This window comes from Bacillus sp. FSL R5-0576, assembly GCF_038004765.1.
Classification (GTDB): domain Bacteria; phylum Bacillota; class Bacilli; order Bacillales; family Bacillaceae; genus Bacillus; species Bacillus subtilis.
Genome location: NZ_JBBORU010000001.1, coordinates 3,164,426 through 3,189,921 on the forward strand (window position 1 = coordinate 3,164,426; position 25,496 = coordinate 3,189,921).

Annotated in this window: 27 protein-coding genes, 1 other RNA gene and 1 pseudogene; 7 read left to right on the top strand and 22 right to left on the bottom strand. The window is 44.3% G+C overall.

All coding sequences use genetic code 11. The features are described 5' to 3' along the window. Positions 1-14: 14 nt before the first annotated feature. The 4 genes from NX903_RS16320 to csoR form a co-directional block, all read right to left on the bottom strand. The gene (locus NX903_RS16320; RefSeq protein ID WP_144486772.1) at positions 15-2,123 is read right to left on the bottom strand and encodes a heavy metal translocating P-type ATPase; all 2,109 of its coding nucleotides are present in this window, start codon (positions 2,121-2,123) and stop codon (positions 15-17) included. A gap of 160 nt (positions 2,124-2,283) precedes the next feature. After that, positions 2,284-4,695, bottom strand: coding sequence for a copper-exporting P-type ATPase CopA (gene copA, locus NX903_RS16325; protein ID WP_086344316.1), 2,412 nt, complete (start codon positions 4,693-4,695; stop codon positions 2,284-2,286). A gap of 83 nt (positions 4,696-4,778) precedes the next feature. After that, a complete protein-coding gene (copZ, locus tag NX903_RS16330) occupies positions 4,779-4,988 on the bottom strand; it encodes a copper chaperone CopZ (protein WP_003244260.1) in 210 nt (69 codons plus the stop codon). A gap of 74 nt (positions 4,989-5,062) precedes the next feature. Next, complete coding sequence (gene csoR / locus NX903_RS16335) at positions 5,063-5,368, bottom strand: copper-sensing transcriptional repressor CsoR (RefSeq protein WP_003228404.1); 306 nt, start codon at positions 5,366-5,368, stop codon at positions 5,063-5,065. 127 nt (positions 5,369-5,495) lie between these two features. On the opposite strand from csoR, the gene iolW reads away from it, so the two are divergent. After that, a complete protein-coding gene (gene iolW, locus NX903_RS16340) occupies positions 5,496-6,572 on the top strand; it encodes a scyllo-inositol 2-dehydrogenase (RefSeq protein ID WP_086344317.1) in 1,077 nt (358 codons plus the stop codon). A 36-nt stretch (positions 6,573-6,608) separates the two neighbouring features. Here the strand turns inward: iolW and azoRB are convergent, their stop codons facing one another. The 11 genes from azoRB to secG form a co-directional block, all read right to left on the bottom strand. Next, positions 6,609-7,244, bottom strand: a complete 636-nt coding sequence (azoRB, locus tag NX903_RS16345) for an FMN-dependent NADH-azoreductase AzoRB (protein ID WP_003235159.1) — start codon at positions 7,242-7,244, stop codon at positions 6,609-6,611. A 159-nt stretch (positions 7,245-7,403) separates the two neighbouring features. Continuing rightward, positions 7,404-9,299: an FUSC family protein gene (locus NX903_RS16350; RefSeq protein WP_086344319.1), complete on the bottom strand. Its 1,896-nt coding sequence runs from the start codon at positions 9,297-9,299 to the stop codon at positions 7,404-7,406. Positions 9,300-9,461: 162 nt separating this feature from the next. After that, entirely contained in the window at positions 9,462-9,863 is a 402-nt protein-coding gene (locus NX903_RS16355; RefSeq protein ID WP_017695155.1) for a YvaD family protein, read from the bottom strand. Further along, positions 9,860-10,219, bottom strand: a complete 360-nt coding sequence (locus NX903_RS16360; RefSeq protein WP_038427910.1) for a DMT family transporter — start codon at positions 10,217-10,219, stop codon at positions 9,860-9,862. The genes NX903_RS16355 and NX903_RS16360 overlap by 4 nt, the downstream gene beginning before the upstream one ends. Then, positions 10,216-10,788 carry a TetR/AcrR family transcriptional regulator gene (locus NX903_RS16365; protein ID WP_086344320.1) on the bottom strand — a complete coding sequence of 191 codons (573 nt, stop codon included), beginning with the start codon at positions 10,786-10,788 and terminating at the stop codon, positions 10,216-10,218. The genes NX903_RS16360 and NX903_RS16365 overlap by 4 nt, the downstream gene beginning before the upstream one ends. Positions 10,789-10,898: 110 nt before the next feature. Next, on the bottom strand, positions 10,899-11,693 hold the full coding sequence (locus NX903_RS16370) for an SDR family NAD(P)-dependent oxidoreductase (protein ID WP_003228388.1): 795 nt from the start codon (positions 11,691-11,693) through the stop codon (positions 10,899-10,901). A gap of 182 nt (positions 11,694-11,875) precedes the next feature. Further along, positions 11,876-12,238: a transfer-messenger RNA gene (ssrA, locus tag NX903_RS16375) on the bottom strand. A gap of 176 nt (positions 12,239-12,414) precedes the next feature. Next, positions 12,415-12,885 (bottom strand): SsrA-binding protein, encoded by a 471-nt coding sequence (smpB, locus tag NX903_RS16380; RefSeq protein WP_003220025.1) that lies wholly within the window; start codon positions 12,883-12,885, stop codon positions 12,415-12,417. Between the two features lie 144 nt (positions 12,886-13,029). Then, complete coding sequence (gene rnr, locus NX903_RS16385) at positions 13,030-15,369, bottom strand: ribonuclease R (protein ID WP_086344321.1); 2,340 nt, start codon at positions 15,367-15,369, stop codon at positions 13,030-13,032. Between the two features lie 18 nt (positions 15,370-15,387). Next, positions 15,388-16,128: an alpha/beta hydrolase gene (locus NX903_RS16390; protein WP_003242610.1), complete on the bottom strand. Its 741-nt coding sequence runs from the start codon at positions 16,126-16,128 to the stop codon at positions 15,388-15,390. Between the two features lie 131 nt (positions 16,129-16,259). Then, on the bottom strand, positions 16,260-16,490 hold the full coding sequence (secG, locus tag NX903_RS16395) for a preprotein translocase subunit SecG (protein ID WP_003220028.1): 231 nt from the start codon (positions 16,488-16,490) through the stop codon (positions 16,260-16,262). A 149-nt stretch (positions 16,491-16,639) separates the two neighbouring features. On the opposite strand from secG, the gene NX903_RS16400 reads away from it, so the two are divergent. Next, positions 16,640-17,410 (top strand): alpha/beta fold hydrolase, encoded by a 771-nt coding sequence (locus NX903_RS16400; protein ID WP_086344322.1) that lies wholly within the window; start codon positions 16,640-16,642, stop codon positions 17,408-17,410. Positions 17,411-17,449: 39 nt separating this feature from the next. On the opposite strand, the gene NX903_RS16405 is transcribed toward NX903_RS16400, so the two are convergent. Next, complete coding sequence (locus tag NX903_RS16405) at positions 17,450-17,683, bottom strand: helix-turn-helix domain-containing protein (RefSeq protein WP_009968172.1); 234 nt, start codon at positions 17,681-17,683, stop codon at positions 17,450-17,452. A 151-nt stretch (positions 17,684-17,834) separates the two neighbouring features. On the opposite strand from NX903_RS16405, the gene rghR reads away from it, so the two are divergent. From rghR to NX903_RS16425, 4 genes and pseudogenes are all read left to right on the top strand, one after another. Then, positions 17,835-18,242 carry a transcriptional repressor RghR gene (gene rghR, locus NX903_RS16410; protein ID WP_003220034.1) on the top strand — a complete coding sequence of 136 codons (408 nt, stop codon included), beginning with the start codon at positions 17,835-17,837 and terminating at the stop codon, positions 18,240-18,242. Positions 18,243-18,271: 29 nt separating this feature from the next. Next, complete coding sequence (locus NX903_RS16415) at positions 18,272-18,691, top strand: helix-turn-helix domain-containing protein (protein WP_014480905.1); 420 nt, start codon at positions 18,272-18,274, stop codon at positions 18,689-18,691. 91 nt (positions 18,692-18,782) lie between these two features. Then, positions 18,783-19,109, top strand: a complete 327-nt coding sequence (gene catR, locus NX903_RS16420) for a catDE operon transcriptional regulator CatR (RefSeq protein ID WP_024572576.1) — start codon at positions 18,783-18,785, stop codon at positions 19,107-19,109. 120 nt (positions 19,110-19,229) lie between these two features. Further along, positions 19,230-19,532: pseudogene (locus tag NX903_RS16425) on the top strand (methyl-accepting transducer); the annotation flags it as partial. Positions 19,533-19,581: 49 nt separating this feature from the next. Here the strand turns inward: NX903_RS16425 and NX903_RS16430 are convergent. Together NX903_RS16430 and NX903_RS16435 are read right to left on the bottom strand one after the other, a co-directional pair. After that, positions 19,582-19,995, bottom strand: coding sequence for a DUF2283 domain-containing protein (locus NX903_RS16430; protein ID WP_084993402.1), 414 nt, complete (start codon positions 19,993-19,995; stop codon positions 19,582-19,584). Between the two features lie 11 nt (positions 19,996-20,006). Then, positions 20,007-20,717, bottom strand: a complete 711-nt coding sequence (locus NX903_RS16435; protein WP_015483697.1) for a hypothetical protein — start codon at positions 20,715-20,717, stop codon at positions 20,007-20,009. A gap of 100 nt (positions 20,718-20,817) precedes the next feature. On the opposite strand from NX903_RS16435, the gene NX903_RS16440 reads away from it, so the two are divergent. After that, positions 20,818-21,822 carry a S8 family serine peptidase gene (locus NX903_RS16440; RefSeq protein WP_124059120.1) on the top strand — a complete coding sequence of 335 codons (1,005 nt, stop codon included), beginning with the start codon at positions 20,818-20,820 and terminating at the stop codon, positions 21,820-21,822. Between the two features lie 38 nt (positions 21,823-21,860). On the opposite strand, the gene opuBD is transcribed toward NX903_RS16440, so the two are convergent. From opuBD to opuBA, 4 genes are read right to left on the bottom strand one after another with little or no spacing between them, the layout of a single operon-like run. Then, on the bottom strand, positions 21,861-22,499 hold the full coding sequence (gene opuBD, locus NX903_RS16445; protein WP_086344323.1) for a choline ABC transporter permease OpuBD: 639 nt from the start codon (positions 22,497-22,499) through the stop codon (positions 21,861-21,863). Positions 22,500-22,515: 16 nt separating this feature from the next. Next, positions 22,516-23,436 carry a choline ABC transporter substrate-binding lipoprotein OpuBC gene (gene opuBC / locus NX903_RS16450; RefSeq protein ID WP_017695163.1) on the bottom strand — a complete coding sequence of 307 codons (921 nt, stop codon included), beginning with the start codon at positions 23,434-23,436 and terminating at the stop codon, positions 22,516-22,518. 11 nt (positions 23,437-23,447) lie between these two features. Further along, positions 23,448-24,101 carry a choline ABC transporter permease OpuBB gene (gene opuBB, locus NX903_RS16455; protein ID WP_086344324.1) on the bottom strand — a complete coding sequence of 218 codons (654 nt, stop codon included), beginning with the start codon at positions 24,099-24,101 and terminating at the stop codon, positions 23,448-23,450. Positions 24,102-24,117: 16 nt separating this feature from the next. Then, on the bottom strand, positions 24,118-25,263 hold the full coding sequence (gene opuBA, locus NX903_RS16460) for a choline ABC transporter ATP-binding protein OpuBA (RefSeq protein WP_086344325.1): 1,146 nt from the start codon (positions 25,261-25,263) through the stop codon (positions 24,118-24,120). Between the last annotated feature and the right edge of the window lie 233 nt (positions 25,264-25,496).

A 25,496-nucleotide genomic window follows, 5' to 3' on the forward strand; every position in this document is an offset into this window, starting at 1 on the left:
TTCTCTCCGACAATTTATTTGTTTTTGAGACGCATGACGCGCATGGCGTTCGCCACAGCAAGCAGTGTAACGCCGACATCTGAGAAAACCGCTTCCCACATGGTCGCAATTCCAAATGCACCAAGAATGAGAAAGATCGCTTTCACACCTAAAGCAAATCCGATGTTTTGCCACACGATACGCCGTGTCCGTTTCGCAATCCTAATCGCTTCCGCTATTTTTGACGGCTGATCTGTCATTAGCACGATGTCTGCGGCTTCTACCGCGGCATCTGAGCCAAGGCCTCCCATCGCGATCCCTATATCTGCGCGGGCAAGCACCGGCGTATCATTGATGCCGTCACCGACAAAAATGAGTTTTTCATTAGGTGAAAGCTTAGCTTCCAATGCTTCGACCTGCGCGACTTTATCTTGCGGCAGCAGCTCTGCATATACCTCACCAATCCCAAGCTGTTTTCCGACGGCTTCTCCCGTTTGTTTCGAATCACCCGTCAGCATAGCTGTCTGTTTGATCCCAAGCGACTTCAGATCAGCAACCGCCTGTGCTGCGTCTTCCTTTATCTCATCCGCTATGATGATTGCTCCGGCATAGCGTTGATCAACAGCAACGTGTACGATTGTTCCAGCATTTTCATCCGGGACATCCTCAATTTGTTCTCTTTCCATGAGCTTTTTATTCCCGGCAAGGATCTCAGTTCCATTTACCTTTGCAAAAATGCCGTGGCCGGGGATTTCTTCGTATGACTCTATCTCATCGGAGGAAAGCATTTTCCCGTAAGCTTTACGCACAGATTCAGCAATCGGATGCTGTGAATGAAGCTCAGCGTATGCCGCCGCTTCAAGTAATCTATCCTTTGTAAAACCTTCCGCAGGTTTGATTTCTGTCACTTCAAAGCTGCCTTTTGTTAGTGTTCCCGTTTTATCAAACACCGCGTATTTGACTTGATTCAAAGCTTCTAAATAATTGCTTCCCTTTACAAGCACTCCGGCCTTTGAGGCCGCTCCGATTCCGCCGAAGAAACCGAGCGGAATGGAGACAACAAGCGCACAAGGACAAGAAATCACTAAAAAGATAAGCGCGCGGTACACCCAATCGGAAAGCGCGGCGCCAGAAAGAACAAGCGGCGGAACAAAGGCCAGCAATACCGCGATGATCACAACAGCAGGTGTATAATACTTGGCAAACTTCGTGATAAAGTTTTCTGTCCGGGCTTTACGGCTGCTCGCATTCTGAACCAAGTCTAATATTTTTGATACTGCTGATTCCTGATAGCCCTTTGTGACTTCAATATGCAGAACGCCGTTTTGATTGATAAAGCCTGACATTACATCTTGTCCTTCCGCAGCTTTTCTCGGAACGGACTCACCTGTTAAAGCAGATGTATCAACCATCGCTGACCCTTGCACGACCTTACCGTCCAAGGGTATGCTTTCTCCCGGATTAACCACAATGATGTCTCCTGTCTGAACGTCCTCCGGGGAAACCTGTTCGATGCCGTTCTTTATTTTGAGATTGGCGTAATCAGGCCGTATGTCCATTAACGCACTAATTGATTTTCTGGAACGGCTGACCGCGGCTCCTTGAAAAAGCTCACCGATTTGATAAAACAGCATAACGGCGACCCCCTCAGGGTATTGCTGAATCAGAAAAGCGCCGATTGTGGCAAGAGCCATTAAGAAATGCTCATCAAACACCTGACCGCGGATGATGTTTTTGACTGCGCGGATTATAATGTCACCGCCGATAATCAAATAAGCACCGAGGAAAAGGAAAAATTCAATGGTTCCCGAATGAACCAAATATGCTGCTGCGCCGAGAATGACAGCCGCCGCCATTCTGATCAGCATATTGACCATTCTATTACGATAGCCATCATCAGCTGATTTCTTTATATGCTTTTGGCGAACCGTTACATGCGGATCAATTGATTTCACTTTTTTCTCTACTTTATTCGTGACCCATTGCTCTTCTTTCCCATCGGCTGAGACAGTTAAGGTGCTTGCCGCAAAATTTACCGCGCATCCGTCAATGCCTTTTATGCCTTTGACTCCATTTTCGATTTTTTGGGCACAATTGCTGCAATCCAAACCGTCCAGAACGTATTCCTGTTTCACTAGTCTCACCTTACCTTCCGATTTAGGGTTCCCACTTCAAAGCGTATCAATGAGTATTGCATTCTTTATAATATATATGAGCATATACTCATATAATAGTTACACCTATTATATGTTGTTTTCCAAGAAAGTGTCAATGAAAAACAAAAACCGGCATATAGCCGGTTTTTCATTTTACTTTTTGCAGACGAAGAGCATTCAGAACAACGGAAACGGAGCTGAATGCCATTGCTGCTCCTGCTATCCACGGTGCTAAAAATCCAAGTGCTGCGATTGGGATGCCGAGGCTGTTATAGCCAAGCGCCCAGAATAAGTTTTGTTTAATGTTTTTCATTGTCAATCTGCTCATGCGGATTGCGTCGGCAATGCTGTTTAGATCGCCGCGAATAAGTGTAATGTCTGCTGTTTCCATGGCAATGTCAGTTCCAGTTCCAATCGCCATGCCGATGTCAGCCGTGGCAAGCGCCGGCGCATCGTTAATTCCGTCGCCTACCATTGCTGTCTGGCGGCCTTCTTTTTGCAGGCGGGCAATTTCCGCCGCCTTTTGTTCTGGAAGGACTTCCGCAATGATATTCGCAATTCCCGCTTCCTTCGCGATGGCTTCTGCGGTTCTGTGATTGTCTCCTGTCATCATGATGACATCAAGGCCCAACTCTTTCAGACGGGCAACAGCCTTCCGTGACGTGTCCTTAATCGTATCTGCAACCGCTACTAGCCCAGCTGCTTCTCCATCAATGGATACAAGCATAACGGTTTTTCCTTCTGCCTCTAGCTCTTCCATTTTGGCGAGAAGAGTCCCATGCTCAACCTGTTCGCTCTCCATTAATTTTCTTGTGCCGACGAGAATGCTTTTTCCTCCGGCTTCAGCCAAAATGCCTGCGCCGACTTTTGCTTCAAAACGGGTTAGCTTCGGTATCTCAAGCCCTTTATCTTTCACGCCAGCAATAATCGCTTCGCCAAGCGGATGCTCTGATCCCGTTTCGGCTGCCGCTGCAAATTGAAGCAAATCTTTTTCTTCAAAACGGCCGAATGGAATGGCATCCGTCAGACGCGGCTTCCCGTTTGTCACGGTTCCGGTTTTATCAAGAACAATTGTATCGAGACGATGTGTTTTTTCTAAATGCTCTCCGCCTTTAAATAAAATCCCGAATTCAGCAGCGCGTCCAGATCCAGCCATTATGCTCGTCGGAGTAGCAAGACCGAGGGCGCAAGGACAGGCAATGACAAGAACCGCAATGAACTTGCTGATCGCTTCGGCAAAATCGCCAGGAGCCGTCCAAAGATACCAAATGAGAAAAGTGAGAACGGCAACCCCCAATACAATGGGCACAAAAATGCCTGAAATCTGGTCAGCGAGACGCTGGATCGGCGCTTTTGACCCTTGTGCTTCCTCAACAATTTTGATGATATGAGAAAGCGCAGTATCCTTTCCGACGTTGACAGCTTTAATTTTCAGGAAACCGTTTGCGTTAACGGTTGAACCTGTCACGCTGTCACCAGGATTTTTGTCAACAGGAAGACTTTCTCCTGTAATCATCGATTCGTCAACTGCTGAGCGGCCTTCAACCACTTCTCCGTCGACAGGAATTCGTTCGCCAGGTTTGACGTAAACAATGTCATTAACAAGCACTTCGTCGATCGGGATAATTTGCTCCTGTCCGTTTCTTACAACAGTCGCTGTTTTCGCTTGAAGCTTCATCAGCTTTTTAATCGCATCCGAGGAACGGCCTTTTGCTTTTGTTTCAAACAACTTGCCTAATAAAATCAGCGTCAGCAAAATCGCGCTTGTTTCATAGTAAAGGCCGTCTGTATGCCCATGGGAGCCAAGGCTTTGAAAAGTAAGATAAAGACTATAAGCGTAAGCAGCCGTCGTACCGAGGGCGACCAATACATCCATATTGGCGCTTTTATTTCTAAGCGCCTTATAAGCACCCACATAAAACGGCCAGCCGATCAGAAACTGGACTGGTGTCGCCAGCGCAAATTGCATCCACGGATTGAGAAATATATCGGGTACCCAAATGAATGATGTAAATGTAAAATGGCTCACCATCGCCCAAAGCAATGGAAACGACAGGACAGCTGAAAAAATCAGTCTCGCCGTTTGCTTCCGTTCTTCTTTCTTTTTAGCAGCAGCAGCCTCACTGTCCTGTTCACCCTTCAACTTTAGCTTATATCCAAGCTTATCTACCGCTTCTTTCAAATCGCCGACAGACGCTTCTTTTGGATTGTATTCGACCGTAACTGTTTCTAAAGCGAAGTTTACTGGAGCATTTGCGACGCCTTCTATTTTGTTAAGCCGTTTTTCAATCCGATTGGCGCAAGCCGCACAGGTCATGCCCTCAATATCGAATTCAGCTTTTTCTGTAACGACGTGATAGCCCAGCTTCTCTATTTTTTCCTGAATCGCTGCAGTCCCTGTTTCAGCAGGATCGTAGATTACATTTGATGTTTCCGTTGCCAGATTAACATTTGCATCCGTGACACCGGGCATCCGCTTCAGGCCTTTTTCAATTCTGACAGCACATGCCGCACAGGTCATACCAGAGACCTGCATCGCGATTTCCTTTTGTTCACTCAACATACTCACTCCTTTATATACACCTGGGGGGTATATAAAAATGAAAGAAATATCGCGCCTCCCTAAAGGCGCGATACCTTGAATCACTTGGCTACATCATAGCCCTGATCTTCTATCGCATCCGCAATATCTTTGACTGATACTTTGTCAGCATCAAACGAAACATCGACTTTACCCGCTTCCAGATTGACATGAACGGCACTGACGCCGTCCAGTTCTCCTACGCTTGTTTCTACTGCTTTGACGCAGTGCTGACAAGACATTCCTTCAACTTGCAATGTTTTTTGTTCCATATCAATTCCTCCTGTTTATTCTTTCTATTTTCATCCTACCATACCCCCGTAGGGTATTACAATAAAAAAACGCTTTATGATTTTGTGAACTTTTTAAATACGTCCAAAAGCTCAGAAATGGCCTGTTCCCCGTCTCCGCTTTTGATGGCATCTGCTACACAATGATGGGCATGATCCTCAAGCAAATGAAGCGCCACATTTTTCATTGCCGCCTGAACAGCTGAAATTTGCACAAGAATATCTACACAATATCTGTCGTTTTCCACCATGTTTTGAATGCCTCTGACCTGGCCCTCAATCCGCTTAAGCCGGTTTGTAATCTGATCCTTTTCTTTCGAGCTTTTATGGTTTAATGTTTTATGTTCGTTATGCTTTTCCATGCGTACACCTCTGTTTAATGATATTAATTCCCATTATACTGATTGTCCAAACGGTTGTCTAAGCATGCCGACGCAAAAAATGAATCAGTTAGGTTTTACCATTTGATCAGGAGGGTATATACTTCTGTTGATAACGCTTTTAAAGGGGAGAAGAAAAGTGGATACGATCAAGGTTGGAATATTAGGATACGGATTGTCCGGTTCTGTTTTTCACGGGCCGCTGCTGGATGTTCTGGATGAATATCAAATCAGCAAAATCATGACATCACGGACAGAAGAAGTGAAACGGGATTTTCCAGATGCTGAGGTTGTACATGAGCTTGAAGAAATCACAAATGACCCTGCCATTGAGCTTGTCATTGTCACCACCCCGAGCGGCCTTCATTACGAGCATGCTATGGCATGCATACAGGCCGGAAAACATGTTGTGATGGAAAAACCAATGACAGCAACGGCCGAAGAGGGGGAAACATTAAAAAGGGCTGCCGATGAAAAAGGCGTATTATTAAGCGTATATCATAACCGACGCTGGGATAACGACTTTTTAACGATTAAAAAGCTGATCTCTGAGGGATCTCTTGAAGATATCAATACATATCAAGTTTCCTATGACCGCTACAGACCTGAAGTTCAAGCGCGGTGGCGGGAAAAAGAAGGCATTGCCACTGGTACGCTGTATGATCTCGGCTCCCACATCATAGACCAAACCCTGCATTTGTTTGGGATGCCTAAAGCCGTGACTGCAAACGTGATGGCCCAGCGGGAAAATGCCGAAACGGTTGACTATTTTCATTTAACCCTGGATTATGGCAAGCTTCAAGCCATTCTATACGGAGGATCAATCGTTCCGGCAAACGGACCTCGTTATCAAATCCATGGAAAAGATTCCAGCTTTATCAAATATGGAATTGACGGACAGGAAGACGCACTCAGAGCGGGAAGAAAACCAGAGGATGACAGCTGGGGTGCGGATGATCCGGAGTTTTACGGAAAGCTTACAACCATTCGTGGCTCCGGCAAAAAAACAGAAACGATTCCATCAGTAAATGGCTCCTACCTTACTTATTACCGTAAAATAGCGGAAAGCATACGAGAAGGTGCTGCGCTGCCAGTCACTGCTGAGGAAGGTATTGATGTCATCCGCATCATTGAAGCCGCGATGAAAAGCAGTAAAGAGAAACGAACCATTATGCTGGAGCAATAAAACAAAAGCCTCCCCAAATAAGGGGAGGCTTTTTCATTAGAATGTTTTTCCTGCTTCTTTCGCACGCGCAATCGCGTCTTCTTTGATTTGCTGTGCTTTATCAGGCTCCGCATTATGTCCCTCTACGAAAATGCCATCGAATGATGGTACGCCGAAGAAGTTCATCATGATGCCAATGTAGCGGTGCCCCATTTCCATCTCAGCCGCAGGGCCTTCTGAATAGTAGCCGCCGCGCGCTTGGATATGAATTGCTTTTTTATCAGTCAACAAGCCAATAGGGCCTTGTTCTGTGTATTTGAATGATTTTCCTGCAACAGCAACAGAATCGAGATACGCTTTCATCACTGGCGGGAATGAGAAGTTCCATAAAGGAGTAACAAATACGTACTTATCAGCTGATGCAAATTGATCGCTAAGCTCTCCCAAACGGCCTACTTTCGCTTTTTCGCTTTCAGAAAGCTCTTCAAAGCCTGTACCTGACTGAAGCTTTCCCCATCCGCTAAATACATCTGCGTCAATGTGCGGAATGTTTTCTTTGTACAAATCGATATGTACAACTTCATCATTTGGATTTGCTTCTTTGTAAGATTCGATAAATGCTTTACCTGTTGCCATACTGTACGAAGTTGCTTCGTCATGCGGATGAGCAGTGATATATAATACTTTTGCCATTTTTACCAGCCCTTTCGTTTTTAAAAATCACACATCAATTATTATCATACAGATGCATAATGATTATTCTGTCTCTCTTAGACTTTATTATAGAGACAAAGAAATTTACTTTCAAGTAAAATATCTCGAATTAAAGATTATTTAACTTTCCCAAACAGCTTACTTTTCAAAAGCTGTTCTCAAGCCGGAATACAGCGCGGACAATTCTTTACTGATCCGAGGATAATGAGGAACATGCGGCACTTGAATATCCGCAGGCATCCTTTTCATGATAAAGGATTGCTCAGCCTGTTCAAAAAACGCCCGCAGCTGGTTGATCTCTTCATCAGAAAACGGAGCAGGCGGACGGCGGTGAGCTTGCGCCGAGAGCAAATAGTACCCTAAGTGCTGAGCACCGGAAATGGCAGGCCAGAGCGCCTCCGCATTCGCATGAGGAAACTCTCCAAGGGCCTTGTCATACGCATCCCGAAGCCTGACAAGACTCACCCTTAACTTGTGTTCGTCGGCATTCTGCCCGGTTAACAGTTTCTCCATAAACTGCCCTTCCAGCCGGATGACGTTCCCCATCAGTTCAGGCAGTCGCTTCGTTGAAAACCGCCGCCACAAAAGTATTGTCCCCAACAGCCCGATCACGCTGCCGACAGCTACATCAGTCAGCCTCGCTATCATAAAATAACCGGCGCCCGCGCCGCCATGCATACTTTCTGTGATAACAAGCGCATTTGCGGTTAAAAAGGGAACAGCCAGCGCATAATTGCGGACGATCAGCATCTCAAGAAGACATTGCAGCGCTGCAATACAAAACGCAATATAAACACCGCCCGGCTTAAAAAACAGGATTGCGCCTGCCAGTATAACACCGATCACCGTTCCGGCCGAACGCTGAATAGCCCTGTGAAGCGTAAAAACAACAGTAGTGCCAAGCATGACCGCTGCTGCCGAAAGCGGAATCCAATAGGAACGTGCAAAGCCGAATGCGAGGGCAAACATATCGGCGGCAAACAGAACAATTCCGTACTTTAACGCTCTAATTAAAACTGGAGACTTCCAGTCAAAAGCATTTCTCAAAAAGTAAAAAGAGGATGGCAGGCGGCTCGGCTCCCCGTCAAGCTGCTTATCAAAACGTTCTGAAGCGATATTCAAAACCTCATTGATTTCTTCAAACAGCTTCCGCCTAGGCTCAGATTCGTTCTCATTAATCTGAAACGTACCGGAAACCCGTGCATGCGCAAGCATATCTCCGGTTTGGCGAAGTGCCTTTTCAATCTGCGCGGTCTCTCTGTCCGGCGTTTCAGCTGAAAAATGAATAATGGCAATGAATATGTCGTCAGCTTTTTCAAGGAGGCGGAAAAATCGTTCATCATGCCGCGATTTTTTCCGTCTGTTCCCTTTCCCAAGAACCGTTTGGCGGGCTGTTCTAAGCATGAGCACGGTCTGATGCTGTGCGTTATGAAAACCTGGCGTTCCGACGGCTGAAAGACATGCAGCCAGCTGATGATATGTTTTTTGCAGCACCGCTCCCTCCGGTCCATGTTTGTTCCATAACCAGCCGATTAAAGCGATACCCATGGCGAAAATGCCGCCGAGAAACGTCAGTCCCGCTCTGAACAGCGCTTGTGAAGGATCGGCCGGCAGCCCGGAACTGACTAAAAAGGCAAGGACAAAAAACATCGGCGCAGGGCCTTGAATGCCGAGCGCGCTAAAAATAAACATCGCCGCTGCACCGATCAGCCCCAAAACAGCCGCCATCATCCAAAGCATCCCGGACAAAAGCGTCCCTAAACCAAATGAGAGGGCGATCCCAATAGAAACCAAGAGCAGCTTCAAGGCGCGCTTTTTGTACGATTCACCGCCCGCATATAAATAAACAAAGCCTCCGATACTTGCAATTAATCCGTAATCCGTGTGACCTGCCAATGCACCGACCAGCACAGGAAACCCTGAAGCGAAACCTGATCCGATAGCCTTTTTCCAAGGAAATGGATTTGCATGAATGCGAAAGGCATCCTTCACGATAGGCATGATTCTTTGATTGTTCGCAGCAGTTTTGTTCATTTGACAAAATCCTTTTCAATGAATGTGTAGAACTTTTCCCGTTTCTTCGCTTTAGTATGCCCAAAAACGCGGTTAGCTTCTCAATTGGTGCGCACGATAAAAAAACAGAGACTTATACCGTCTCTGCTTCATTACATCAGTTTATTATAAAAGCGGCACCTGTCAGGACTGTTTTGTCCTTCTGCCTTCCTTCAAGAGCAGGTGAATAAAAAATAAAGGATAAATCAATAGATACCCATTAAACAGCCACCACACAAGATCAAAGTCCCTGCTGAATGTCCAGAATGATAGCGCCTGCAGACCTGAACAACAGGTCAGCACAAGAGAAATCAGCGCCATCAGCTTCCAGTCAGCACGATTCACCCGCTGTAAGTACAAGCTGTACAACCCTGTGACAGAAATCAGGATATCCAGCGGAAAAAAAGACCAGTTCCAAGCGATCATAAACGGATGGTCATGATGTTTAAAAGCCCAGCTTTCCGGTATGAGCGAAAACCCGGCTGACAGCCAGTACAAGATAAAACCGATATCAGTCACGAGAAAAAACAGCTTCATATATCTCATTTGTACTGCCCGCTTTTATGTACCGGCTCAGACACCGCAGCATGCTCGATCAGGTTTAAAGACACAACACCGGCAATAATCAAACCAATTGAAATGACTTTCATGACACTAACATGTTCTTGAAAAAACAAAAAACCAATGACTGTAATCAGGACGATTCCCATCCCTGACCATACAGCATAAGCAACAGATACATCTATTGATTTTAGCGTAAGCGTCAGAAAGAAAAGACTCCCTCCATAAAAGAAAATCAACAGCAAACTGGGAATAAGCTTTGTAAAACCAGACGATAGCTTCATGCTGACCGTTCCCGCAACCTCAAACAAAATCGCCAAGCATAGAAACACCCAATTCACGTGGCATCAGCCTCCTCATCAGCTGTTATACCGTTAAACAAAACATCTACAATTGATTCAAGCACCTCTCCTGTCGTGAACTGATGTTTCAGTGGATATTCAGGGTCATACACTTGGTTGATGCTCCCTATATACATGTGAACAAACAGGTCCGGATTGATGTTTCTGATTCTCTTTTGCTGTTTGCACTCGTTTAATAATGCTAGGACAATCGCCCATTCTTCCTTAATAAACGTGTCTAATGTAAGCCACGCATCGTAATGGTATTTCTTGAGTTCATTTAATAATCCCATGTTCAGCAGTTCCATCCCCTGCGGAAGGCTGATCAGCATTTGTTTCACCTTTTCAAGCACATTTAAACTATCATTTTCATAGATGTCTCTTTCCATTTGCTTCATTTCAGCTATAAATTGTTCGACAACCGCCTCAACAAGCTGATCTTTAGATGAATAATATGCATAGAGCGTCCGCTTGCTCGTTCCCAGCGCTGCCGCCAAATCATTCATCGTAAATGAAAATCCTTTCTGCTTAATCAGCCGGATGGTTTCCGCCATCATTCTTTTTTCCACATTAATCCCCCGCTTTCGGTACCAAGAAAACTATTTTGGTACCAATATTATACGAGAGAAATTTATGGAAATCAACAATATATAAAAAAACCTCTCCTATTGGGAGAGGTTTAAAAGACACTGCGGACCAAACCGCCGTCCGCCCGAAGTGCCGCGCCATTGATCGCAGAGGAAAGCGGACTGCTTAAAAATGTAACGAAGTGGGCGATTTCTTCCGGACGGATCAGTCTTTGAATAATAGATGTCGGCCGGTTTTCTTTCATAAAACGTGCCTCAGCTTCTTGAACAGTCAGGTTTTCACCAGGATACAGCGAGTTCAGCATGGTTTCCACACCCTCTGTTAAGGTAGAGCCCGGCATGACGGTGTTGACTGTGACATTCGTGCCGGTTGCCAGCTCCGCCAAACTGCGGGAAATGGACAGCTGCATCGTTTTTGTCGCACTGTAATGCGCCATTTCCTGTGACGGCATAATCGCCGCTTCACTGGCAATGAAAATCACACGCCCTTCCTTTTTCTCTATCATGTTATGCAAATACCTGCGTGTCAGCCTTACACCGCTCATAATATTCACTTCAAAAAAACGAAACCATTCATCGTCGGGAATATCAAAGTACTCCGCCGGTTCAAAAATCCCTAAATTGTTGACCAAAATATCAACCTCTGGATATGCCTGAAACAGCTCATTGCAGCCTTCTTCTGTTCCCAAATCAAATGCAGCCGGATAAAGAACCGCTTCAGCATGTTGTGTTTTCAGTTCATCTATCGTCTGATTCACTTTCTCTTCCCGGCGTCCGTTAATGATCACTGCCGCACCTTCTTCAGCTAACGAAGAGGCAATAGCTTTTCCGATCCCTGATGTCGAACCGGTCACCAGTGCGGTTTTTCCTTGTAAATTCAGCTTCATTATTCATCCCTCCGTTTTTGATTCCTCTTATTTATTGACAGAAATCTGATTGGTGAAACATCTGCTCTGCAATCAGTATGAAACAGCTGGGATTGAAATGGAAGTACGCACTTTTTGGTGCCTGTGGTTTGGAGAATAAATAAAGCAGAACCTCTTGAGAGGTTCTGCTTTATTGTCAGTATGTATGGAGACGGTGGGAGTCGAACCCACGTCCAGAAACATCGATTACTTAAGCGTCTACGAGCGTAGCCTGCATATTTATGGTTTCACTCATCTTCTTGCCTGCGGGCGGGCCTTCCGAGAGCTAGTCTGTTCATCTCTTCTTACGTTCTCAGACAGGAACGCAAGCGTAGCCTACTTGGATGTGCTCTTCACAGACACATAGGCAATGTCAGGAAGAGCTCGCTGCGCTTATTAGGCAGCTAATGCTACGTTTTGGTTAAAACTGTTAGTTTTGCCAGTTATATTTAAGTGCGTGTTTACGAGATCGCCTCTCGGCTCGCAGCTCAAGCTCGATCCATCCCTGTCGAATCCGTAACGTCCCCTTGGTATAAGGGAAATACGGGAGAAAATATCAAGCTCTCACTCAAACTGGCTATAGTCTTATTATAACATGATCACGGCTCTTTTCAATTGTCAAATCCTTCAAATGAATGGCGTCGTGATCTGATCGTGAACACAGTATAGCACAGGCCTGATTTTCGAATCAAGCACTATGCCTTTAGAAGCCTTTTTGACTGTCTCTGAACGCTCTTTCGATTTCCCGCTTCGCGTCCTTGCGCTTCAGATCTTCCCGTTTGTCATAGTTCTTCTTCCCTTTTCCAAGGCCGAGAAGCACTTTCGCAAAGCCGTTTTTTAAATACAGCTTCAGCGGAACGAGAGAATAGCCTTTTTCCTTTGTTAACCCGATCAGCTTATTAATCTCCTTGCGGTGCATTAACAGCTTTCTTGTCCGGAGCGGATCGTGGTTATAGCGGTTTCCCTGCTCATATGGGCTGACGTGCATATTGTGGAGAAACACTTCTCCCCGTTCGATTTTGGCGAAGGAATCTTTAAGGTTTACGCGGCCGGCGCGAATCGATTTGATTTCGGTTCCTTGCAGGACGATGCCTGTTTCATAGGTTTCTTCTATAAAATAATCGTGGTTGGCTTTCTTATTTTGAGATAATACTTTTCCTGACCCTTTTGGCATGCCAGAACCTCCTCTCTCTAAGGAAAAACTGTCCACCTTTTGCGATACGCTCTATTTTACCAAATGTCACGTACCGCTACAATGAAAAGCTGTTTCCGAAAGAAAGCAAATAGAGCGCTGCGGCCCTATTTGCTGGTTGAGCTGCTATTTCTTCTTTTTCCGTTTCTGTTTCGGAGCATTCTGGAAGCCGCGTTTTTTCTTTTTCTTCTTCGGCTTAGTGAACCACTCCCCTTTTTCCTCAGACGGAGCTGGAGAAACAGGCGTATTGGTGCTTTGAACACGTTTTCTGGCAGGCTTTCCGCGTTTTCTGCTCCGGCTGCTGTCCAATTCTCTCGGACGCCGCGGAGTGCCCTTCATGCCGACGATTTCAAAGTCGATATTGCGCTCATCTTTATTGACATCGACAACCTTGACTGTGATTTCATCCCCGATGCGGAAGACGTTGCCTGTCCGCTCGCCAATCATTGCGAAATGCTGTTCGTCAAAGCGGTAGTAGTCATCTGTCATAAAGCTGACGTGGACGAGTCCTTCAATTGTATTCGGCAGCTCGACGAACATCCCGAAGTTTGTCACAGAGCTGATCATGCCGTCAAACTCTTCACCGATTTTATCAAGCATGTATTCCGCTTTTTTCAGGTCATCCGTCTCACGCTCGGCGTCAACTGCACGGCGCTCCATTGATGATGTATGTTCGGCGATATCCGGCAGGCGTTCAGCCCACTTTTCCTGTGTCACTTCATCGACTTTGCCGTTGATCAAATACGTTCGGATCAGACGGTGAACGATTAAGTCCGGGTAACGGCGGATCGGCGATGTGAAATGCGTATAGAATTCCGTTGACAGACCGAAGTGCCCCAAGCTTTGCGGGTCGTATTTCGCCTGTTTCATCGAACGGAGCATAACAGTAGATATAACCGTTTCCTCTGGTCTGTCACGCACAGCGTCCAGAATGCTTTGCAGCGCGCGCGGATGAATATTCCCCGCCGTTCCTTTCACCACATAGCCAAATGTCGTCACAAACTCTAAAAACTTTTGCAGCTTTTCAGCATTCGGCTCTTCGTGAATCCGGTATATAAACGGGACGTTCATCCAATGGAAATGCTCCGCCACTGTTTCGTTTGCTACAAGCATAAATTCTTCAATCAGCTTCTCGGCGACAGAGCGTTCTCTGATCACAACGTCTTTAACCGCTCCTTCGTCATCAACAAGCACCTTTGCTTCTTTGAAATCAAAGTCAACGGCGCCGCGGTCCATCCGCTTATCGCGCAGAATTTGAGCCAGACGCTCCATGTCTTTGAACATCGGAACAAGAGGCTCGTATTTTTGTTTCAGCTCTTCATCATCGTCAACAAGAATTTTATTCACATCTGAATACGTCATTCTTTCCGTTGTTTTGATGACACTTTGGAAGATCTCGTGCTCTGTCACCTGTCCCTGACTGTTAATGGTCATTTCACAAGAAAGCGTCAGGCGGTCAACCTTTGGATTTAAGGAGCAGATGCCGTTTGACAATCTGTGCGGAATCATCGGGATGACACGGTCAACCAGATACACACTTGTCCCTCTTTCAAGCGCTTCTTTGTCAATCGACGAGTTTTCAGTTACGTAATGGCTGACATCAGCTATGTGAACGCCAAGCTTGTAGCTTCCATCTTCAAGTTTCGTCACGGTAACTGCATCATCCAAATCCTTCGCATCCGCACCATCAATGGTGACAATCACCTGGTCACGGAGATCACGGCGGTCTTTCAGATCTTTTTCATCAATAGTGTCAGGCGTACTTGATGCCTGTTCCATCGCGTCAGCTGGAAATTCTCCCGGCAGGCCGTGCTTATGAATGACCGATAAAATATCAATGCCCGGGTCGTTTTTGTGGCCGAGAATGGTTTCAACCTCACCCTCTGCGTTCATGCGGCCTTCAGGATAGCTCGTCAGCTTGACAACAACCTTATGCCCTTCCGTAGCTCCATTTTTCCCATTTTTCGGAATGAAGATGTCACTCGTGATTTTTTTGTCGTCCGGAATGACAAAGCCGAAGTTTCTCGTTTCTGTATACGTGCCGACGACCCGCTGAATCGCTCTTTCTAAAATCCGTATGACGGTTCCTTCCTGCCTAGAGCCGCTTGATTGTGAGTTCAGACGCACCATGACGATATCGCCGTTCATTGCCGTATTTAGCTCATTAGGCGGAATAAACACATCACTTAACGACGTATCCTCAGGCAGCAAAAAGGCGAATCCTTTCGCATGGGCTGAAATCTTTCCTTTTATTAAATTCATCTTCTCCGGAATGCCGTAGCGGTCGCTTCTCGTCCGTACGATAAGCCCTTTTTCTTCCAAGGCGACTAACGCTTTGACGAGCTCTTTAAACTCCTCGGCTTCCGTAATATTTAACATCTCCTCAAGTTCCTGAACGGTCAGAGGCTTGTACGCCTCTTCCTTCATAAACGAGAGAAGCTTTTCCATAAATGCTTCTTTTTCCATTATCCGACCTCCTGTTGATTACCAATCGAGCTTCTCTAAAAATTCATACACATCCTGATGGACGAGGTCACGTTCTTTGTCGAGTGTAATGACATGCCCTGATTCCTCGTACCATTTCAGCTGTTTATCATCAGTTTCCACTTCGTTGTAAATAATATTGGCGCTTTCGGTATTAATCATGTGGTCATGACGGGCCTGCACCACAAATGTCGGTGAATAAATCATATCGACATTATTCCGCACATCAGCAATTAAGTCTTGCAGCGCCTTGAGGGTATTCATCGGCGTTTTTTCGAATTCTTTCATTTCCTCTTCAATTTGCTCCGGGCTTTTCCCCTCAAACTTTTTGTAATTGCGAGCGTATGAAAGAACGCCTTGATACATGACCTCTTCACTCTTAATATGCATCGGTGCGCACATTGGGACAATTCCCTTTATGGGTACAGTGTAACCCAATTTCAGCGAAAAAACCCCGCCAAGCGACAGTCCGCAGGCAGCAATGCTCTCATAGCCTTCAGATTTTAAGTATTCATAGCCATCCATTACGTTTTTCCACCAGTCTTCGGGCCCCGTATGTACAAGTTCTTCAGGCGGGACGCCATGTCCTTCATATTGAGGCGCGTGGCACGTATAGCCGCGTTCATTCAAATATCGTCCCAGCATCCTTACATCCGCTGTATTTCCTGTAAAGCCATGCAGCAAAAGCACCGCTTTGTCTCCGCCTTTAAATGTAAATGGTTTTGGTGTCACAACTTTCATGCTCATGTCTCCCTTTCTATCTGCACGATCATTTTAGTTTTCCACAGTTTAATCAGAAAAAAACGTTTTGAATATCATCCAGAAACGTGAAAAAGGCCTGACTTCACATCAGACCTTATACAAACATTGCCCTATAGGATATAAGCAAGCGCAATCGTTAACACGAAAAACAAGACTGCCAGCACTACCGTAATGCGGTGCAAAATTAAATCAAGACCTCTTGCTTTTTGTTTCCCGAAGAGCTGCTCCGCTCCGCCTGAAATCGCACCAGATAATCCGGCGCTTTTACTGGATTGAAGCAAAACGACAATAATAAGTGCAATGCTGACGATAACCAATAAGGTAATCAAAACTGCGTGCATCCCATACACCTCCAGACTCACTGGCTACATTACTTCTATTTTACATGAAAAGGGTTGGCATGTCACGCTGTATCAGACGCCAAAAGGCCGGATAAGACGTTTTATCTTGGTTACCCTATTCATAATGAAAAGGTCAAAGGAGAAAAGCGATGCCGCTTATCAGCATAGACAGCAGGAAACATCTTTTTTATGAAGAATATGGACAGGGAATCCCTATCATTTTTATCCACCCGCCGGGCATGGGACGCAAGGTTTTTTATTATCAGCGCCTTCTATCCAAGCATTTCAGGGTGATTTTTCCCGATTTAAGCGGCCACGGTGACAGTGATCACATCGATCAGCCAGCATCTATTTCCTATTACGCAAACGAGATCGCGCAAATCATGGACGCTTTGCACATTGATAAAGCTGTGTTATTCGGGTATTCTGCCGGAGGCTTAATCGCGCAGCATATCGGCTTCACCCGCCCGGACAAAGTGTCACACCTTATTCTGTCCGGCGCCTACCCCGCTGTTCATAACGTAATCGGCCAGAAGCTGCACAAACTGGGAATGTATCTGCTTGAAAAAAACCCCGGTTTGCTCATGAAAATCCTCGCTGGCAGCCACACAAAAGACAGACAGCTTCGCAGCATATTAACAGACCATATGAAAAAAGCAGACCAGGCCCATTGGCATCAGTATTATCTGGATTCGCTTGGCTACAACTGCATTGAACAGCTGCCCCGCCTAGAAATGCCAATGCTGTTTATGTATGGCGGCCTGCGGGACTGGACCTTTACAAACGCAGGCTATTACCGAAGATCGTGCAGACATGCCGAATTTTTCAGATTGGAATATCAGGGACATCAATTGCCGACAAAACAATGGAAAACGTGCAATGAGCTGGTGACAGGGTTTGTGCTGACACATCATTCATAGGAATAGAAAACGCTTGGCTTCCTTGCGTTTTTTGTTACTTCATTGACTTTTGTCAACAAAATCATAGTAAAAAAGATCCTCAAATTTCAAATTAAAATAGTGAAGCATTTTACCAATCACAAGCTGCCCCGGCCTTCTTTCTCCATTCAGCACGCGGCTCAGTGTGGCGGGTGAGACTCCGATTTCCAGCGCAAGCTGATTAAGGGAATAATCGTTATTAACCATATACTGCAAGACATAATCACGTCTAATCTGTATCTTTTCTACTGGCACTTTCCTCACCTTCCATTCCTGAAAAACTTTTTTCTATACTTTTACATTACGGCTTATGTTAACTTTTGTCAATACATTTCCAGTCTACCTATTCCCTTTAGTCAATAAACATACTAAAATATGAGTAACAGTGAGGGACGGGGTGAGATATATGGAAAGCTTTGGCGAACAATTACGGGCATTGCGTGAAGAGAGAAAGTTAACAGTCAACCAGCTGGCGACTTATTCAGGCGTAAGCGCGGCCGGCATCTCCAGAATCGAAAACGGAAAACGGGGCGTTCCCAAACCTGCCACCATCAAAAAACTGGCAGAGGCCTTAAAAATTCCTTATGAGGGGCTTATGTACAAGGCTGGTTACATCGAAGAAGTGCATGAAGCCAGGGCCCCTTATGAAACGAAGTGCAAGCTACTTGAAAAAGCGGAGGCCTATGATCTGAAAAACCTTGCGCTTCTTGAGAACGAAAAGTGGCAATATCTCAATAAAGAAGATTTGCTCATGCTGGATCATTATTTTTCGTTTATTTCAGACGAAGCCAAAAAACGGTCTGCTGATGACTGACTCTTGATAGAAATGTGAGGCGATAGACCATGTCACCGTTCGGACAGCAATTACGGGAGCTGCGCCGCGCTCGCAAACTGACAGTGAATCAGCTTGCGGTGTACTCAGGCATCAGCTCGGCCACCATTTCAAAAATTGAAAACGGCAAACGCGGGACGCCAAAACCCGCCACGATTAAAAAACTGGCAGCCGTCCTGAAAGTGCCGTACGAAAACCTAATGGCCGCCGCAGGCCATATTCAGGCCTTTCCTGAAGAAATCCGCGAAGCATCTGAAAGCTATCAATCCGTTTATGAAATTTACCAGACGGCTGTCACACGCGGAGCGGAGCACCTCCCGATTTTCAATAGTCAAAAATGGGAACATCTCTCAAAGCAGGATATTGAAAATCTCAGCAAATACTTCGATTTTTTGTCTTCAGAAGCAAAAAAACGCGCCTCTTCCTCATAATCCCCTGTTTCTCTTTCTATATTTTATCAATCACGCTTGCATACCCTCCCTCGTTATTTGCGTTATAATAGTGACAGACGAGGTGAAAAGTATGAACCAATCAGAAATGTGTCCTAGATTTGAAAAAGCAGTCGACATCTTAAGTAAACGCTGGGTCGCTTTAATCGTATTTCAGCTCTTGAACGGGTCGCAGCGATTTAGCGAAATTGAAGCAGCACTTCCAAATCTAAGCGGCAGAGTTCTGTCAGAACGGCTGAAAGAACTTGAGCTTGAAGGAGTAGTGAAGCGGGATGTCATCCCTGAAACTCCGGTTCGCATCGAATATTCATTGACTGATAAAGGAAAGGCACTAGCACCCATATTAGGTGAGATTTCTAAATGGGCGACTGAATGGATTGACCCTTCCTTTCTTTCTTAATTAATTACTAAAACAGCTCTGATCTCAGAAACGAGAAAAGGAGCTGTTTTTATTTTTCGAATGAAAAATGATTTCTCAGCTCAGAAAATTCTTATGTTATTAAGTACTTGGAAAACAGAAACGGAAAATCTGACAGACACCGGACAGGCTATGCAGCATATCAAACAATCCGTCACCCACGTGACAGACCGCATTAAGGAAGTAACGGATGGATTGAAGCAGTTAACAAACCAGTCGATTGAAAATATCGCTTCTGTATCTGAAAAGTCTGCCTCCGGCATTGAAGAAACATTTTCGATTACCGAGCAATCCGCCCACTCGATGGATCAAGTGCTTGAAAATGCCGAAGAGCTTGAACAGCTGGTGAAGGAGCTTAATGAGAAGATGGATCTGTTTAATAAAAAAAACCCTCGTCGAGGTTAGCCGAGGAGGGCAAATTATGCACTGCGTATATATGTCCATAATAAAGGTTCTAAATTGTATACTGATTTAATAACTCTGCTTTATATTTCTCAATATCTATAACATCGTAACCTAAAAACTTTTCATAATTATCATCAGCAAAACAGAATAAAATCCCATTAAATTCAAACGAATTTGATGTTTCCAAATCATACAATCTAAAGCTATAAATTTCTTTTTTGTTTCGAGCGGTTTTTTTGTAAATTTTTTTAGAACCTGCTAATTTAGATATGTCATTAGCTAATTCTCCGAAAATCTCCATACCTACTATTAAGTTTTGCTTATTAATATCTAATGAAATATTTTCATTAACTTCCAAATCCTCAGTCAGCTCAACTGTAGATGGTTGATTAATTGGAGGAATTACATAAATATAAGCTAACTCAGCTTCTTTATCATATGTTATTGCCGAATTTGAATACATGGGATACCATCCTATCTCCAACGTTTTTTAGGCTTCGCAGATTTATAAGTAGTAGTTAAAGTATTACCTTTTCTAGCGACTGCAACACCTTTATAGTAATATACGGTTGATTTATATTTAGGATCATAATATTTTTTACCCTTTTTTACTGCCATAAACACATTGGTAGGTGAAATTCCTCTTTGATACATTCTTAATCCTAAATGGTAAGAAACCTTTATAAATTTAAAACCATATTTTTTAAACATAGATGAAGACATTGCTATTAATACTCTGACAGCTGGGCCTAACCATTGACCTTCTACCTTTTCTGAACTTTGTTGTTCATCTATTTCTTGATCCATTTGATCTATGACACTAGTATCTATTTCAGGGTTAATTTCATCTATGTAAGCAAACGTTTCATCATCAATTTTGATATCTTTTTCATCGATTGTCTTTTCTAAAAACGATTCAGTATTTTTGACTTCTAGTTCAGTAATCTCTTTTTCGGTATCTGCAACATAGTTTACCACTTTTTTATCATCAATCATATCCGAAACGTCTAGATTTAGCAATTCTTCATCTGATAAAGTTGTATTGTTTTCTAAATCAGTAACGTCTTTAAAGCTCTGATCATTGATTTGCTCAGCAAAAACCGTACCTGTAGCAGTAAAAAACATAACAAATGCTGTTAATAGAAAAACTAACTTTCTACTTTTTTTAATTACATTCTTGTTCATTTCTTCCTCCTAAGATAATATATTGATAAGCATATATTACCACATTGAATTTTTCCTTCAACTATTTTTTGGTTAATTTTCATAATTAAAGGAGATATAAATGTTAAGACCTAATATCACGAATTATTTATTCTTTTTGCTTATGATAATTTTTATCACCTTATTCCCATGTAACAACTTAAATGCATCTTCTAATGATATATCACAACAATTTAAAGATATCCAAAAAATTAAAAACAAGTATAAGTTAGATGGGGAAGGGGTATCTATAGCGATTTTAGATTCAGGAATTAGCACTAAAATGAATTTCCTTCCTATAGAAGAAAGCGTATCTTTTGTAAATGAGCCTAATACCACAGTTAATGACTTAAATGGACATGGAACTTATAACACCGGTATAATTAACGCCATTGCTCCGAAAGCAAAACTATACATTGTTAAAGTGTTAAATAAAGAACTTAAAGGGAATTATACAAATATTACAAAAGGGATTGAATGGAGTATAAAAAATGACGTTGATATCATATCCATGAGTTTAGGTGGAGATTCTTATTCTAAAGAACTTCATGCCGCCATAAAAAAAGCCTATAATAAAGGCATAATACTTACTTCTTCTGTAGGCAATAAAGGTATATCAAATCTAGACACTGTTTCATACCCAGCTAAATTTAATGAAGTTATAGGGGTGGGAGCATTAAACTCACATGATGACCGTTTATTTTCTTCAAGTAAAGGGCAGGGAATAACTATAATGGCCCCTGGAGAAAATTTAAAAAGTTATTCAATTAATAGTGACTATTATAAAACAAGCGGAACTTCAGTTTCTAATGCATATGTAAGTGGGGCACTAGCTCTTCTATTTCAATTTGAAGATTTTAATATTACTAATGAAGATATTATTAACACTGTGAAAAAATCAGCCTACTCCAAAGGATCAAGATTTGAATATGGTTACGGAATATTTGACTTAGAAGAAGCAATTAAACGTAGACATAATGCTGAATTAATAAAAATCACTTTTTGTATCTTTGGTATCATAACTATTTTCTTATTGTTCCTATTTTTAGTTAAAAAAATTATATCTCCTAACATTAAGAAGATATAATTTTGTAATTCTACATATGTTTTATCTTTCTCTAGTTACTATATCACCTTCAAGGTCCGCTCCAGCCAAGCCATAAGCAAATCAGCTCCTACCGCCATCACCGCAGTCGGGATCGCTCCGGCTAGAATAATGGCTGTTCCGTTTGTCGCGTTTGAGCCGCGGACAATCATGTCCCCAAGGCCTCCGGCACCGACAAATGTGCCAATCGCTGTAATTCCGATGGCAATGACGAGAGCCGTGCGAAGGCCCGCCATAATGACAGATAGTGCGAGCGGGAGCTCAACCATTCTGAGCACTTGGAATTTCGTCATGCCCATTGCTTTCCCCGATTCTAAGTAGGCATGCTCAATACTGATAATGCCTGTGTACGTGTTTCGAATAATCGGCAGCAGGGAATACAGAAATAATGATAGAATCACGGTATTTGCGCCGAGCCCCATAACAAGCATTAAGACGGCCAGCATAGCGAGCGCCGGGATTGTTTGAATAACGTTTGTTACGGCAAACACCCAGGCTGACAAACGGCGAAAATGCGCGATGAGGATTCCGACCGGAACCCCGACGACAGCGGCAAACAATACGCCGTAAGCCGACATGAGAAAGTGGCGGCTGAATTCATCCATGACGTAACTGCCATTCTGCGCGTAATACGTCATTAACTGTTCAAACACGTTCATTGACCTCGTCCCCCTTTCACGATTCGAAGTAGCGATGTTTTTCTAAATATTCCTTGGCAACGACAGACGGTTCTTTGAGATTGCCGTCGACTTCATAGTTAAGCTCCTGCATCGTGGCTGTGTCGATTTTTCCGAGCATTTTCTTGATGATGCCTTCAAGCTCAGGATGTTCTTTGAGCACCTTTTCCGGAACAACCGGAGAGCAGTCGTACGGCGGGAAAAATTGTTTATCATCCTTTAGCATTTTGAGACCATAGGACTTGATTCTTCCATCGGTTGAATACGCAAGCACAATGTCCATTTTTCCGCTTTTCACCGCGTCGTACACAAGGCCGATCTGCATCGGATACGTGCCGCCGAATGTCATGCCGTAGGTTTTCGTAAAATCCTGATAGCCGTTTCCTTTGAGCTTCATCCAATAGTTATCAACGCCCAGCTTTAATTGCGGCGCCCATTTTTTAACGTCTGATACGGTCTCTAAATGGTATTGGTCGGCCAACTCCCTGCTGACTGTAAAGGCATATGTATTATCAAACCCGTAGGAGTCATACCACTTTAAATCATATCTTTTTTTAAACTCCCGCTGAGTAAGCGCCAGCGCTTTGTCCGGGTCTTTTTCCGGTTGCATTCTCAGCGTGCCTGTCAGCGCGTCTCCCGTATATCTTGTGGCCGCAATGTCAATTTCCCCGTTCATTAAAGCCTGCTGCTGCACCGCGTTGGAGCCAAGATTTTTAATCGTTGTTGTTTTGAGATCAGTATGGTGTTCGATCAACTGGCCAAGCATGCTGGCGATGATTTCTGATTCGCTCATGCTTTGCGCGCCGATTTTAATGGTCTGGTCTGCAGCAGCGCTGAGACCAGGAAGCGAACAGCCGCTCAGCGTCAGCGTTGCCGCAAGTGCTAAACCTATCATTAATTTGAGATATTTTCTTTTCATGAGCCGCCTCCTTATGACAATTCCTTCAATCTCTGCATGCCGGCAGGTGTCAGTTTTCGTTCAGCAACTGCCAGCACATAATCAATCACAATTGCCAATATCGTGACAGGTACCGCGCCCCCGATGATATATTCCGGCTGATATAAATTCAGGCCGATAAAAATGTAATCACCCAATCCACCGCCTCCGATAAAGGAAGCAAGCGTGGCCCAGCCGATTAAGTAAATCGTCGATGTTCTGATTCCCGCCATGATCACTGGCGCGGCAAGCGGCAGCTCCACCAAGCGGACTTGTTCAGTCGGCGTCATTCCTATGCCTTTACCAGATTCGAGCAGATTTTTGTTGACGCCGCGAATGCCGGTATACGTGTTGCGAAGAATCGGCAATACGGAATAGAAAAACAAAGCCACAATGGCCGGAACCTTCCCTACACCAAGGAGCGGGATAAAAAAAGCGAGGATGGCCAGACTCGGCAGCGTCTGAATAATATTGACAATGCCGATAATGGTGCCGGCTCCTTTTTTCATTCTGGTAAGCACAACTCCGAGGGGGACGGCAACCAGCACGCCCAGGATCACAGCAATGAGCGATATCATAATATGCTCGTATGTTTTATAAAGAAGCTCGCCCCCATTGGTTTGCAAAAATTGAACAATATGATGCATGACTTATCGCCCCTCCCTATGACAATGCTGCGAGCTGCTTTTCTTCTCCCCAGAGGGAGTCATACACGATGTCGACCAGACTTGCCCTCGTCACAATTCCGATCAGGCGTCGGTCTTCATCCACAACGGGAACATATTTGACACCCCGTTTTAAAATTTTGCGAACCGTGTCGCGCAGCAGTGTGCCGCCCAGTACTGTGTATATATTTTCATGTAAAACCTCACCTACGAGATTGGCCTTTTTTCGGCATTGATCAATGATTTCAACATCGACATAGCCTTGCAGAACGTGCTCGTCATCGACGACCAGCAATGAATCGACCCGTTCCTGCCTCATCAGCTGAATGGCCTCAGAAAGCGTTTTATCCGCGGTGATCGTTACAGGCTGTGTGTTCATAATCTGGTCAACCCGTTCAACATCCGGGCTGGATGACTGAATCAGCCGCTCCTTGCCGATAAATTCCTCAACAAATTCGTCTGCCGGATTTCTTAAAATGTCATCGGGCGTTCCAACTTGAACGATTTCTCCCGCTTTTAAAATCACAATCCGGTCTGCCAGCTTAATCGCTTCATCCATATCATGGGTAACAAATACGATGGTTTTATGTAAGGTTTTTTGCAGTTTTTTAAATTCTTCCTGGAGGGAATCCCTCGTAATCGGGTCGAGTGCCCCAAACGGTTCATCCATTAAGATAAGCGGCGGCTCCGCGGCAAGTGCCCGTAATACACCAATTCGCTGCTGCTGCCCCCCGCTTAATTCATGAGGGTAACGGTCTAAATATTCAGGCCCCATATCGACCAATTTTAAAAGCTCACGCGCCCGCTCTTTCCGCTGCTGCTCCGGCCATTTCAGCAGTTTTGGGACGAGTGAGATATTCTGCTGAATGGTCATATGGGGAAACAGGCCGATCTGCTGAATCACATAGCCAATTTTGCGCCTGAGCTCTACAGGATCCTGGTCCATGATGTTTTCGCCGTCAATGAAAATCTTCCCGGCGGAAGGCTCAATTAATCGGTTAATCATTTTCATTGTTGTTGTTTTTCCGCAGCCGCTCGGCCCGATAAAGCAGATAAATTCGCCTTTTGCAATCTTAAGATTTACGTTGTTCACGGCTTTTTTGCCGCCCCTGTATGTTTTCGAGACATTTTCTAATGTCAGCAAACATCGCACCTCCAAAATTAAGTTTATTCAATTTGTTCAGTTTAAATTTAATTTTTCAGACAATTGAATGCTTCCCATTATAGAATAAAGTTTATAAAATAAAAAGTTTACAATTTGTTCATATTATTTATAAAGTATGTGTAAACGCTGATTTACCCGCATTGACGTGTGTTGATCTCCTTATTGCTCCAATTTCCTGCCAAATTCTCTTTTGACAGCATTTTCGCCGTATC